At 60.0% G+C, this 12,871-nt stretch carries 9 protein-coding genes; 7 read left to right on the top strand and 2 right to left on the bottom strand.

The genetic code is table 11. From position 1 onward, the window contains the following. Window positions 1–119: 119 nt before the first annotated feature. The 4 genes from FFI16_RS12310 to pgm all read left to right on the top strand — a co-directional run bounded on the left by FFI16_RS12310 (window position 120) and on the right by pgm (window position 6,443). Entirely contained in the window at window positions 120–1,142 is a 1,023-nt protein-coding gene (locus FFI16_RS12310) for a zinc-dependent alcohol dehydrogenase family protein (RefSeq protein ID WP_017135574.1), read from the top strand. Between the two features lie 720 nt (window positions 1,143–1,862). Next, window positions 1,863–3,293 carry a hypothetical protein gene (locus FFI16_RS12305; protein ID WP_138817606.1) on the top strand — a complete coding sequence of 477 codons (1,431 nt, stop codon included), beginning with the start codon at window positions 1,863–1,865 and terminating at the stop codon, window positions 3,291–3,293. Beyond that, complete coding sequence (locus tag FFI16_RS12300) at window positions 3,290–4,693, top strand: PLP-dependent aminotransferase family protein (protein ID WP_138817607.1); 1,404 nt, start codon at window positions 3,290–3,292, stop codon at window positions 4,691–4,693. Before FFI16_RS12305 ends, FFI16_RS12300 begins: the two co-directional genes overlap by 4 nt. Before the next feature lie 106 nt (window positions 4,694–4,799). Next, window positions 4,800–6,443, top strand: coding sequence for a phosphoglucomutase (alpha-D-glucose-1,6-bisphosphate-dependent) (gene pgm / locus FFI16_RS12295; protein ID WP_138817608.1), 1,644 nt, complete (start codon window positions 4,800–4,802; stop codon window positions 6,441–6,443). Between the two features lie 129 nt (window positions 6,444–6,572). Here the strand turns inward: pgm and FFI16_RS12290 are convergent, their stop codons facing one another. After that, window positions 6,573–7,268, bottom strand: coding sequence for a pirin family protein (locus tag FFI16_RS12290; RefSeq protein ID WP_058420234.1), 696 nt, complete (start codon window positions 7,266–7,268; stop codon window positions 6,573–6,575). Window positions 7,269–7,488: 220 nt separating this feature from the next. Here FFI16_RS12290 and FFI16_RS12285 point away from each other — a divergent pair, with 220 nt between their 5' ends. Continuing rightward, complete coding sequence (locus FFI16_RS12285; protein WP_138817609.1) at window positions 7,489–9,936, top strand: UvrD-helicase domain-containing protein; 2,448 nt, start codon at window positions 7,489–7,491, stop codon at window positions 9,934–9,936. Window positions 9,937–10,074: 138 nt separating this feature from the next. On the opposite strand, the gene FFI16_RS12280 is transcribed toward FFI16_RS12285, so the two are convergent. Continuing rightward, the gene (locus tag FFI16_RS12280) at window positions 10,075–10,347 is read right to left on the bottom strand and encodes a DUF1652 domain-containing protein (protein ID WP_026013572.1); all 273 of its coding nucleotides are present in this window, start codon (window positions 10,345–10,347) and stop codon (window positions 10,075–10,077) included. Between the two features lie 255 nt (window positions 10,348–10,602). Between FFI16_RS12280 and FFI16_RS12275 the strand changes: the two genes are divergently transcribed. Next, window positions 10,603–11,409: an AraC family transcriptional regulator gene (locus tag FFI16_RS12275; RefSeq protein ID WP_138817610.1), complete on the top strand. Its 807-nt coding sequence runs from the start codon at window positions 10,603–10,605 to the stop codon at window positions 11,407–11,409. Window positions 11,410–11,458: 49 nt separating this feature from the next. After that, window positions 11,459–12,865 (top strand): FAD-binding oxidoreductase, encoded by a 1,407-nt coding sequence (locus FFI16_RS12270; protein ID WP_138817611.1) that lies wholly within the window; start codon window positions 11,459–11,461, stop codon window positions 12,863–12,865. Window positions 12,866–12,871 lie beyond the last annotated feature (6 nt).

Below are 12,871 nucleotides of genomic sequence, written 5' to 3'. Positions count from 1 at the left end.
CAATGCCTCACTTGCGGAATCAATGACAGGCATGTCGACTATTAATGGCGACCGGTGGCCTTACCCGGAAAGCCCAGATAGAGTTCATGGCATTAGAGGTTACTTTGACGAGGTTTGCGATGTCCCGCACGATCCGTTTTCACAAGTTTGGTCCGGCCGAGGTGCTCAAATGCGAAGAGCATGCAGCCGCGCAGCCCGCACCGGGCGAAGTGCAGGTGCGTGTCGAAGCGATTGGCATCAGCTGGTATGACATTCTGTGGCGCCAGAACCTGGCGTCTTCCCATGCACGTCTGCCGTCCGGCCTTGGCCATGAGATGGCCGGTGTGGTGGTGGCCCTCGGTGAGGGCGTGGATGACTTGGCGGTAGGCGATAAAGTCGCCAGTTTTCCGGCCGAAAGCCCCAATGATTACCCGGTATATGGCGAGCAAATCGTGTTGCCGCGTTCGGCGCTGACACGTTATCCGGATGTGCTGAGCCCGATTGAAGCCAGCGTGCATTACACGCCGCTGTTGATCGCCTACTTTGCCTATATGGATCTGGCGCGGGTCAAACCCGGCCAGTTTGCCCTGGTGACGGACGCCAGCCACTGTGCTGGCCCTTCGTTTGTGCAATTGGGCAAGGCGCTGGGCGTGCGGGTGATCGCCGCGACCAAGGACAGTGCCGAGCGTGAATACCTGCTGTCGCTGGGGGCGGAAAAAGTCATCGTCACCGAAGAGCAGGACCTGCTGATGCAAATCAACAAGTTCACCGATAACCGCGGCGTGGATGTGGTGTTCGATGGCTTGGGCGGCCCACAGATGTCGTTGCTCGGTGATGTGCTGGCGCCACGTGGCAGCCTGGTGCTCTACGGTTTGCAAGGTGGCAACCAGACACCGTTTCCGGCCTGCGCAGCGTTCCAGAAGAACATCCAGTTCTTTGTGCACTGTATCGGTAACTTCACCGGCAAGCCGGAGTTGGGCATCATTCAGGACCACGTTGCCTTGCAACGCGCCTTGCGTGACATCAACCAACTGACGGCCGACCGTGTGCTGGTGCCACTGAAAACCACAGTGTTTGCGTTCAACCAGTTTGTAGAAGCACACCGTTACATGGACGAATGCCCGTGCCGCGAGCGCGTAGCGTTGCAGGTTGAGGCTGTTTGAGGTGTAGGAAGATTCGTAAATGAGTCTTGCAAACCCTGGGCGCATGGGGCAAATGCGCCATTTGACAGGGTTGAATCCGCGCGTTGTCTGAAACGCGCAACGGCCGTCCGGCCCCACAAACGATGCCCTTTTCCCCGTCGCCGCCCTGAAAATCAGCGCGGCGTTGTTGTGTCTGCGCCCTGCGTATTTGGCCCGGTAACTATCTGAACTGCTTTTCGGCCAACTTCTGTATCTGTTAATCATTATTTCAGTCCTGATAATTGCTACTTCACTTTCAACTCAAGGACTGAGTAATGAATGACGTTTTGATTCATTGGCGGGTACTTCCTGTAACTACGAGTGGCGCAACCTCTGCCAGGACGCGAGGCGGTTGGCACTCCACGGGCGGGTTTCAAGCGATGCATGGATGGAGATTGAAGTTTGACAATTTTTATTTGTCAGATGGATCTTTGAATTCAAGGTTAAAGGGCTGTAGGAGCCTGTCTGAATATTCCTAGGAGCATTGCTGCCAATCGTCAGGATGCTTGCGGTACGGCCCTCCGGTGCCAGGAATGCTCGGGGGAGAGCCCATTAAGCAGCTCTTATCGATTTGTTACCGGGTGCTAGTGTTTATCTGTCGCACACACTGCGCCGCAGGCAACGTTCTTACACATGCAATAGGTCGGGCAACTACGCTCGGTAGTTGTTTTGAACTGATATTTCAACTCAGGTAGTAGAACTATGAGCGCTATTCACGAACAGGCCATGAATTATGTTTACCAGCAAGTTCAACAACGCTTGGTGGGGTATTTCACTCGCGCAGAGCGCACCGCACTTCAATTGTTGATTCAGCGTATTGTCGTGGCCGCCGGCGGCATGGAACAAGTGGGCGATTACAAAGTGCTGGTGGCCCATGGCGGTGGTGAAGTCAGCACCTACACCTTGGCGTTACTGCGTGCTGCACAGTTGAGTATTGCCGCGCGCGCGCCCAAGACGTTCCAGCTACGGGTGGCGACGTTGCGCCACGCCGGCATGACGCAAGACACCCTTGAGGCGATTCATCGCGGTTACAGCCGGCTGTTTTTCCATGATGACGACCGGGTCGAGTTGTTGATGGTCGAAAACGAACAGGTGTTGCCCTTCAATCATCAGCGCCCGGCCTCCAGCCGCGGCTGTGAAGCTCACCAACGCAACATGTTGATGGTGGGGCATCTGACCTCCGGCGATGTTCGCGCCACGCTGTGCAACGATGCGTACCTGGCCCTGGGGGATTTTTATCAGCGTGTCACCGCCTGGAACGGTGGCGTGCACGCATTGGTCAGTGGCGACTCCGCGCGCAAACAGAGCCAGTTGCTGGCTTGGCTGAAAAAGGCTGCCCAGGCCAAAAGCATCAAGGCTGCCAAAGGCAAGCCGACATCGCTCGGCGGCTTGTTTACGCGCATGGATGAGTGGAGCGGCGACTTCTACCGTGACCTGTATGGCGAGCACTATGTGCCCAAGGCTGACGTCAGCCCGGGTGGGTATCGCCACCTTGCCTATATCGGGATTGCCGACTTGCTCGAAGGCATTGACCGCGCCAGTGCGCCATTGCTCATCGATTTCATGGCTTATACGCCAGATCCGCTGGGCTTTCACTTCAGCCACCCAAGCTTTGCCAACCCACCGTTGATGGCGCACCTGCGCGGCCTGCAGGCTGAGTGCCTGCGCGAGTTGCATTATGAGGAGGGCGTCGAGGAGTTCCTGGGGCAGGCGCGCAATTACCTGCGGCGCCGGCAGGTGCCCGAAGAGCTGGTGAACCAGGTGGCCAGTCGCGAAGAGCGCGCATTGTCGAGCAATTATGCTCAGCAGTTCTTCGGCCTGGACGAAAACCAGCTGATCTGCCTGTTGTTTTCGCCCTTCATTCATCACGGCGAACGGCTGGAAGGTTATTTGCGTCAGTGCCACCCTGGGATGCTGGTGGCGTTGCCCGAGCTGCACAAGGTATTGCAGGGCAAGCCTGCCGCCGAGATGTTGCAGCAATGGGTCGCCGATGCCAGTGGGTTGCCGTTGCCTTTGCTCCAGCATTTGTACCGCAAGCGGCCGATGAACCTGTCCCCCGGCGGTGCCCGCAATGCGCCTGTGCAAAGGTCTCAAGCCCGTGATGGCATGGCCTTTCAGCTGTCTGGACGATGACGCTGCGGGGCGCGCGACAGGCTGACTTTGCGTATCAGGCGGTCTATCGCTACATGATCAACCTGATTAACGAGGTCAGCACGGATACGCGCGTAAAGCTGCCGTCGTTGCGCCAGTTATCCCAGCGACTCAAGGTGTCTATCTCCACCATTCAGTATGCGTATTCGCTGCTGGAAAAGGAGGGCAGGGTGTATTCGGTGGCCAAGTCGGGGTATTACGCTTGGCCGCTTGCCGGTGGCCCAGTGACCTGTCCCAGCGGGGATTTGCTCGAACGCCTCTATGTGGCGTCCCGGCGCCCGGGCATGACCGTGCTCAGTGGTGATGAGCCCGCCTTGCTGGCCTCTCTGGACGGCGCCTTGCTACGTCTCGAGCGCGAGCTGGTGCGCCAGTATCCAGGGCACCTGCAGCCTTCCCAGCCCTGCGGGGTATGGGAGCTGAGGGCGGCGCTGGCGGCTCGCTACACCTCATCACCGACCCGTTACTGGCATGCTGATGACGTGTACATCGGCGCAGATTTGCGCGGTGTACTCGACATCCTGGTCGAAGTATTGGGTTTGCGCGGTACCACGGTGGTGGTCGAGTCGCCTTGCGAGTGGTCGATTCTGCGCCTTCTGCAGGATGCCGGGGTACGTATCCTTGAGGTGCCCTGGAGTGATGATGGCCGCCTGGAACTGGGATTGCTCGAAGACATGCTGCGTAACGAGTCGGTGCAATTGGTTTTGCTGTCGTCGTCCATCAGCCTGCCGTCAGCCTTTGCCTTGCAGCCCCAAGACCGTCTGGAGGTGGCACAACTGCTCGATCGGTACGATTGCTGGCTATTGGAAAACGACACCTGCGGCGAATTGGGATTCAAGCCGGCATCGGCTGCCCTGCGCGATCTGGTCAACCCTGAGCGCTTGGTGGTGTTTGCCTCGTTCGAGAAAATACTCGGCCCAGAGGCACCGTTTGGCTACGCGTTGTCGCGGCACTTGAACGCTGAATTGCAGCGCCAGTTCCTGCTGCGCTCGTTCCGGCTGTCCTCCATTCGCCAGCGCGCGATTGCGCGCTTGTACCACAGCGGCAAAATCGACCAGCACCTGCACCACTTGCGCGGGCTGCTACGTGACCAGGCGGGCGAAATGAGCGAACTTCTGCGCCAGCACCTGGGTGATCAAGTGACTTACCGGATGCCGGCGGGCGGGGCCACCTTTTGGTTGGGCGCCTCCCGGGCGGTGGACATGCGCAAGGCTTTCCACTACTTGCTGGCGCGTCAGGTCGTCGTCGCGCCCGGTGAGCTGTTCAGCCTGTGCGGCCTGCACCACCAGCACTTGCGGTTGAGCAACACCTTCCACGGGCAGCCCAACCTGGACGTCGCCTTGGCATTGGTGGGCGAAGCGCTGCGTGAAGCACAGATCAGCTAGATGCATGAAACTTCTCTGTGGCTTGTAGGATCAATACCGTCGCGCAGTAGTCCAACTCTCAGTAAACTGTCATTTTTTCCGACTCCTTCTTTCTCGAGGTTTATGCATGACAATCAGTCCTTTTGCGGGCAAGCCGGCGCCAGCTCAGTTGCTGGTGGATATCCCGCGACTGGTCACGGCCTATTACACCGGCCAGCCTGATGCAGCGATCTCCACCCAGCGCGTGGCCTTTGGTACTTCCGGGCACCGTGGCAGCTCGTTCGAGCTGAGTTTCAACGAGTGGCACGTGCTTGCCATCAGCCAGGCCATTTGCCTGTACCGTGAAGCGCAGGGCATCAACGGCCCCTTGTTCGTCGGCCTGGACACCCACGCGCTGTCGACCCCGGCGGGCGCCAGCGCCCTGGAAGTGTTGGCAGCCAACGGCGTGCACGTGATGCTGGCTGAAGGCGATGAATACACGCCGACCCCGGCCATTTCCCACGCCATCATTTGCTACAACCGTGGCCGTACCAGTGGCCTGGCAGACGGCATTGTGATTACGCCGTCGCACAACCCGCCACAAAGCGGCGGCTACAAGTACAACCCGCCCAATGGTGGCCCGGCCGATACCCACGTCACCAAGTGGATCGAAGCCAAGGCCAACGAGTTGCTGGCCAACCAGCTGGCCGGGGTTAAACGCATTACCCATGCCCAGGCGCTCAAGGCCGACACCACCCATCGCCATGACTACCTCAACAGCTACGTGGCCGACCTGGTCAATGTGATCGATATGGACGCCATCCGCAGCGCCGACCTGCGCCTGGGCGTGGATCCGTTGGGCGGAGCAGGGGTGCGCTACTGGTCGGCGATTGCCGAACACTACCGTTTGAACCTGGACGTGGTGAACACCGAGGTCGACTCGACGTTCCGCTTCATGAGCGTCGATTGGGACGGTCAGATCCGCATGGACCCGTCCTCCAGCTATGCGATGCAAGGCTTGATCGGCCTCAAGGAACGTTTCGACGTCGCCTTCGCCTGTGACCCGGACCATGACCGCCACGGCATCGTTACGCCCTCCGGTGGCCTGCTGGCACCGAACAACTACCTTGCCGTGTCGATTGATTACCTGTTCCAGAACCGTCCGCAGTGGCGCGCCGATGCCGCCGTAGGCAAGACCGTGGTCAGCAGCGGCTTGATTGATCGCGTTGCGGCACGTATCGGCCGGCGCCTCTATGAGGTGCCGGTGGGCTTCAAGTGGTTTGCCGATGGCCTGTTCGAAGGCTCGCTGGGCTTTGGCGGCGAAGAAAGCGCCGGCGCCTCGTTCCTGCGCAAGGACGGCACGGTGTGGAGCACCGACAAAGACGGCCTGATCCCGGCCTTGCTGGCCGCTGAAATGACCTCGCGCAAAGGCCAGGACCCAAGCCAGATCTACCGTGGCCTGACGGATGCGCTGGGCGAGCCGTTCGCGATTCGTGTCGACGCCAAGGCGACCCCGGCGCAGAAGGCGCTGCTGGGCAAGCTGTCGCCGGAGCAGGTCACTTCCACGCAACTGGCCGGAGAGAGCATCCAGCAGATCCTCAGCCACGCGCCGGGTAATAATCAGGCAATCGGCGGCTTGAAAGTGATGACCGAAAACGGCTGGTTCGCCGCACGACCATCGGGCACCGAGGACATCTACAAGATCTACGCCGAAAGCTTTGTGGGTGAAGACCACCTCAAGCAGTTGGTTGAAGAGGCACAGGTGCTGGTAGACGGCGCCATCTCCCAGTAACACCGCAGATCCAACATGTGGGAGCTGGCTTGCCTGCGATAGCATCACCGCGGTGTAACAAATACACCGAGGTGTCTGTATCGCAGGCAAGCCAGCTCCCACACAAGCCCGCTCCCACATTGCTTTGTGTTAAGCCAGATCTACCAAGACGATTTCGCTGTCTTCAACCGCTGTTACCCGCAACACCTGCTCATCTTCAACCGCCACCCCGTCTCGAGCTTGCGCGCGCAAGCCATTGACTTCTATCACCCCGGTTGCTGGCACCAGATACGCCCGGCGCCCGCTGTCCAGCCGATACTCGGCACTTTCCCCAGCCTTCAAATTAGCCGCCACCAGACGTGCGTCCGCCCGAATGCGCAAGCTTTCAGTGTCACCGGCCTTGCCGCTGGCCAGGGTCACAAAACCCTCGCGATTGCCCTTGGGAAACGGCTTGGCACCCCAGGAAGGCGGCAGCCCGGCTTCATTGGGGATGATCCAGATCTGGAAAATCTTCGCCGGCGTGGCTTCCAGGTTGTATTCACTGTGAGCAATCCCGGTGCCGGCGCTCATGACCTGCACGTCGCCTGCCTCGGTGCGGCCTTTATTGCCGAGGTTGTCGGCATGGCTGATGGCGCCTTCACGCACATACGTGATGATTTCCATGTCGCGATGTGGGTGCTGCGGGAAGCCTGTGCCGGGTGCAATGATGTCGTCGTTCCACACCCGCAGGTTGCCCCAGTGCATGCGCTTGGGGTCGTGGTACTCGGCGAAGGAAAAGTGATGATGGGCATCGAGCCAGCCATGATGGGCGCCGCCCAGGGTAGTGAAAGGTCGAAGTTCAAGCATGATGGGTCTCCTGTGGATGGTGGTTATCATCCAGCAGTGCATGATCGATAAAAAGCGTAAAAAATGCCTGATTCCCATCTACTCATTCGATTGATTGCTGGCGTTTTGACTTTTACTTCATCGCCTAACTGCATGACAGCAAAGCAATTGGCTGGAACTGCGCGCCGATTCCGGCGACCATGGCAGCTTCGCCAAAACCATCCTCATCGCTGGAGTCCGCGTGCCGCAACAAACGCCTGATCTGCCCCCCGAACTGCGTCCCCTGGCAGAAATGCCCCTGCTGAAACGGCTCGCCGCCCGTTTGTTTGGCCATGGCCTGACACGTCTGCGTGCCCAGCATCGGTTTTCCTGGCTGCACGGCCAGGCTGACGGCTTTCGCAGCGGGCACGAAGCGGGTGTGGAATATGGCTACCGCGAAGGCAAGGCCGACGGCCTCGAAGAAGGTCGGCAAGTGTTGCTGATCCGCGACTTCCGCCCCGATGAGCACCGCGCACCGGGAGTGGATGACAGCCTGTTTGACGATTGGCGCCTGCCCCTCACGGCCGACGTGAAGAAGCGCATGAAGGCTGACGTAGCACGCCTGCTGCCGGCCCACGCTCAGCCCAGTGCTGCGCAGTGGAAGATGATCTTCAGTGACACGCCCTCGACCTCGGTGATCGCCGGTGCAGGCGCGGGCAAATCCACCTCGCTGGTGCTGCGCATTCTGTTACTGACCCACTACCTGGGCTTTGAGCTGAGTTCGATGACCGTGGTGACCTTCACCCGCGAATCGCGCAAAGACTTCATCAACAAGCTCATGGAAGTTCTCAGCCTGTGGGGCCAGCCCCTTGGTTTCAAAGAAGCTCAGGCCGTGGTGCGTACCTTCCACTCACGTATCCTGCCGATGGTACGCAGCCTGCCAGGCTTCGAACGGCTGCAAGCGTTTGAAAACCTCAGCAGCGGTGTCGAGGACGCCGACAGCAACCCCTTCGACCTGCGTATCAGCGATGCCCAGCGCCAACACATGAACAGCTGTTATCACCGCCTGCATGGCCGCCATGCGCGCTTTCGCGAGCTGATAGCAGCGTTGGCCCGCCATGGCCTGCAACTCAAGGAGCTGGAGCGCGACCACCCCGACGTGCAAAAGCGCATCGCTGTCACCGAACTGGCCGCCAAGCGCGATGAAGAACTCTGCGACGTGATCGAGGATCTGTGGTTTCGCGCCGGCGCCTGGCCGATCAAGGGCATAGAGCCCAGTCGCCAAACCTTCGAAATCAATGGTGCGCAATTTCACTGCCACGGCTACATCGCGGAACTGGATGCCTGGGTAGTACTGGGTTTTGATCCGCGGGAAAACGCGCAGATCAGTCGGCCGAATTCAAAGCTTTCCGTGCGTGCCGAGTGGGCGGTAAAGCGCACCTTGTTTCAAGCTTTCTGTCGCAAGCCACTGATATGGCTAGATAACTATGAGTCATCAAAGCGCCTTTTAAGCAGCCTGGCGGGCGATGCCAGTGCCGGGCCTGGCTTTGATTACAAGGTCAAGGGCGAGCTGGCCTCGGCGCCGCTGCTGGACAGCTTCGTGATGGCTGCCGGGTTTATCGAAAACCTCGGGCTGGATGTGCCAACGGCTGTGGGGCAAATGAGCTTCGCCAAGGACGACCCGGACCGGGGCTACTTCGAAGCCCTGAGCATTTTCTGGAAGGCGCTGGAAGATCACTTGCTCGATCAATCACCGCCGATCATGACCTATAACCGCATGTTCTCGCTGTTCGGTGAGAACACCCCGGAGAACCTCAAGCTGCTCAGCGATCCATTGCTGCGGCCGATGTCGCACCTGATGATCGACGAGTTCCAGGACGTATCGCCGCAGATCGTCTCGTGGATTCGCGCCAGCCTGCGCGAGATCCGCAGCCGCGGCCCGGCGATGCATGTGGGGCGTGGCGCGCAACGCTCGTCGTTGTTGTGCGTGGGTGATGACTGGCAGTCGATCTATGGCTGGCGCGGCAGTTCGCCCAAGTACTTCATGGCGTTTAACCAGGAGTTCCCGTCGCCCAGCACCACACGCGTGATGCTCAGCGAGAACTACCGCAGCCACCAGCACATCATCGACGCTGCCGAGCATGTGGTACGCACGGCCCCCGCGATCCCCGGCAAGAAGGCCAAGGCCAGTGGCGAGCCCAAGGCTTTGCTGCCCGTAGTGGTGCTGGAACGGGACGACGCCGCGCTGGGTCGGCAGTTGATGGAGCACTATCAACGCGGTGAAACGGTGCTAATGCTTTATCGAAAAAGCAGCGATAAGTTGTTGATTCAAGAGCATATTCAGCCAGTAGTTAATGTGGATTCTAGCTTGCCACCACAGGATCGCCGGCTCAAACAGCTGACTTATCACAGTGCCAAGGGCCTGCAAGCTGACGCGGTATTCCTGCTTGGGGATTGCCAGCACGTCACCAGCTCGCCTTACAAAAACCAGGTTTACCGCATGGCGGGCCTGGGCAAGGACGGCGACAGCGAGCCTTACGACAGCGCGCAGAAAGATGAAGTGCTGCGCCTGGCCTATGTCGGCATCACCCGGGCGGTGAGCCATTGCTACTGGTATGTGGAGAAGCCGGAAGGCCAGGGTGTGAATGTGCCGAGGGCTTCGGAGCGGGTCGATGGGCGAAAGGCGTATTTTGATGATCGGCGTAGCTAGCCGCTAAACACAGTTCTAAATGTGGGAGCGGGCTTGCTCGCGAAGGCGGAGTATCAGTGACAGCTGTATCAACTGACAAAACGCTTTTGCGAGCAAGCCCGCTCCCACATTAGATAGTCATTGCCTTATAAATGAGTGTTAGGCCCGTAAAGACAGCGGTGGCACAAAACACTCCAGCTCATCCTCCACCGCCTCGATGATGCGTTCCACATCGGCCGCATTCATCACCGTGGCGCAAGGAATGCCGGCAATCGCGATCAGCGTCTCGCCGCTGGCCCGGTCGAACAGGCGCGCGACCATACTGCCGGGGGCGTCCATGCTGCCCTCGAAGCCCATCGGATGAAAATGCCAGCGCATCAGTTGGCAGGCGTTGGGAAATGTCACTTTGTTCATGTTGCCCACCTTGTTCATTGAGCGCTTCCTTTAGCTCGCGGCAGGGGCCATGACCTTCACTGGTCGTGGCATCAAGAAGTTCAAAATAGCATTCGTTCGCAAGCGCGCGGTGACTTTTTAGCCGCCGTTCGGCAGTTCTTTTGCGGTTATATGACGTAGGTCATGTCTTACCCAAGACTAGGCAAAAGGCCATTAGTCAGAAGTTCCAATTGCCCATTGAATGCCCCCGGCAAATTCGGCAATCTCCCAGGCATTCCCGCCGCAGAGCCTTCCATGCAACCCGTCTTGAGCGAAGAGTGCGAACAAACCCAAGCCACCGGCGATCTGGTGCTGCGCCATCACCTGTGCTGGCGCCATCGTGACCTGGATGGCGTGATGTCCTACTACCACCCCGATATTCAGTACCACGACTTCTTTCAAAACCGCGTGGTGGGCCACGCCGAGCTGCGCGAGTACCTGCAAGCCAGCATGCCACGTGGCGCCGACGAGGCGATCGAGCACATCGACCGCATTCGCGCCGACGGCGACACCGCGTTTATCCAGTACCGCATTACCCTGCGCGGCGGGCAGGGCCTGGTGTCATTTCGCACCAGTGAGGCGATCACCGTGCGCGATGGGTTGATCTGGCGCGTCAACGAGTACGCCTCCCTGGTGCATGAGCAGCCGGCCCAGGCCCTGCGCCCGACGGTCAGCCGCCTGGGCCTGTCGCCCCAGCAATTGGGGCATATGGCCAAGGATCTGCAGCAGTACTTCGAACGCAAGCAAGCCTATCTCGACCCGGAGCTGGACCTGCAACGGGTGGCCACGGAGTGCGGCTACAGCCGCAACCAGATTTCCTACTTGCTTAACCAGGTGCTGGGGCAGAGCTTCTACCGCTACGTCAACCAGGCTCGGCTCCAGCACCTGCTGGCCGCACTGGACAAGGCCGTGCCGCCGATAAAGGTCGATGACTTGGCGTTTGCAGCCGGTTTCAACTCGCTGTCGGCGTTCTACAGCGCGTTCCGCCAGCACACCGGCCAATCGCCCAAGGCTTACGTCAAACAAATTTCTCTGCGTGCACGCGCGCAAGACAGCCAATAACACCACGCTCTAGGATCCAGCCTATCGAAATGAGGGTGGAGAGCTTGGCATGCCGGCATGGCGCAACATCAGTTTATGGATGGACCAGTTGGACGACCCGCTGGTAGCGCGGCCGTCCCTTGCGCACGACCTGGACGTCAATGTGGCGATTATCGGCGCCGGCTACACCGGGCTGTGGACCGCCTACTACCTCAAGCGCCAGGCTCCTGAGCTGAACATCGCGATTATCGAAGCGCAGACCGCAGGCTTCGGGGCATCGGGCCGCAATGGCGGCTGGTTGATGGGCAACCTGTTGGGCGAAGGCCGCCTGCTCGCCGGCCTGTCACCGCAACAACGGCGCGCATCGTTTGACCTGCTGCATGGCATCCCCGACGAAGTCGCTCAGGTGCTGGCCCGTGAAGGCATCGACTGCGACTACCGCAAGGGCGGCGTGCTGTACTGCGCGGCGCGCTACCCGGAGCAGGAAGGCAGCCTGCGCCGATACCTGGACACGCTCCATGCCCAGGGCCTCACCGAAGAGGATTACCGCTGGCTGAGCCCGCAGCAACTGGCGGAGCAAATCCGCATCGCCAGGCCATATGGCGGTATCTATGCACCCCATGTCGCGACCATCAACCCCGCCAAACTGGTGCGCGGCCTGGCGCGGGTGGTGGAGAGCATGGGCGTGACGATCTATGAAAACAGCCCCGTCACCCATTGGCAGTCCGGCAGCGTGCGCACGGCCAATGCCAGCGTGCGCGCCGCGTGGGTAGTGCCGGCGGTTGAGGGTTACGCCACCACGTTGCCGCCGTTGGGGCGCTATCAGTTACCGGTGCAAAGCCTGATTGTCGCCACCGAACCGTTGCCGGCCAGCACTTGGGATGAGATTGGCCTGAACCGAGGCCAGGCCTTTGGCGAAAGCAGCCGCCAGGTCACCTACGGCCAGCGTTCAGCGGATGACCGCCTGATATTCGGCGCCCGTGGCGGCTATCAGTTTGCCGGCAAGCTGCGCCACAACTTTGACCTGACCACCGACGAGGTGGAGCTGCGTCGCTACCTGTTCAGCGAACTCTTCCCGCAGCTCAAACACGCCAGGATTACCCACTCCTGGGGCGGCAACCTCGGCATGTCGCGCAACTTCCGACCGCACATGCTCTGCGATCACAAAACCGGCATCGCGCTGTCCGGCGGTTATGGCGGGGAGGGCGTCGGCGCCAGCAACCTTGGAGGCCGCACGTTGGCCGACATGATTCTGGAGCTCGATACGCCGCTGACCACCCAGCCCTGGGTGATTCGCGAGCGTGGCCTGGAGGCGCTCAAGGCCTGGGAACCCGAACCCTGCCGCTGGCTGGGTTACAACGCGATCATTCGTAGTTTTGTCCATGAAGACCAAGTGTTGGCCAACCCCAACACCGCGCCTTGGCGGCGCAAGTTGGCGACCGGCGTGGCCGGGTTCATGGAAGGTTTCATGCACTGAGACATT

Source organism: Pseudomonas sp. KBS0710 (genome assembly GCF_005938045.2).
GTDB lineage: Bacteria > Pseudomonadota > Gammaproteobacteria > Pseudomonadales > Pseudomonadaceae > Aquipseudomonas.
This window is presented reverse-complemented; position numbering and strand designations above follow the sequence as displayed.

Coding starts and splice junctions, on each gene's coding strand:
- FFI16_RS12310 (WP_017135574.1), top strand. CDS start 120: ATGTCCCGCACGATCCGTTTTCACAAGTTTGGTCCGGCCGAGGTGCTC.
- FFI16_RS12275 (WP_138817610.1), top strand. CDS start 10,603: ATGCAACCCGTCTTGAGCGAAGAGTGCGAACAAACCCAAGCCACCGGC.
- FFI16_RS12305 (WP_138817606.1), top strand. CDS start 1,863: ATGAGCGCTATTCACGAACAGGCCATGAATTATGTTTACCAGCAAGTT.
- FFI16_RS12270 (WP_138817611.1), top strand. CDS start 11,459: ATGCCGGCATGGCGCAACATCAGTTTATGGATGGACCAGTTGGACGAC.
- FFI16_RS12300 (WP_138817607.1), top strand. CDS start 3,290: ATGACGCTGCGGGGCGCGCGACAGGCTGACTTTGCGTATCAGGCGGTC.
- FFI16_RS12290 (WP_058420234.1), bottom strand. CDS start 7,268: ATGCTTGAACTTCGACCTTTCACTACCCTGGGCGGCGCCCATCATGGC.
- pgm (WP_138817608.1), top strand. CDS start 4,800: ATGACAATCAGTCCTTTTGCGGGCAAGCCGGCGCCAGCTCAGTTGCTG.
- FFI16_RS12280 (WP_026013572.1), bottom strand. CDS start 10,347: ATGAACAAGGTGGGCAACATGAACAAAGTGACATTTCCCAACGCCTGC.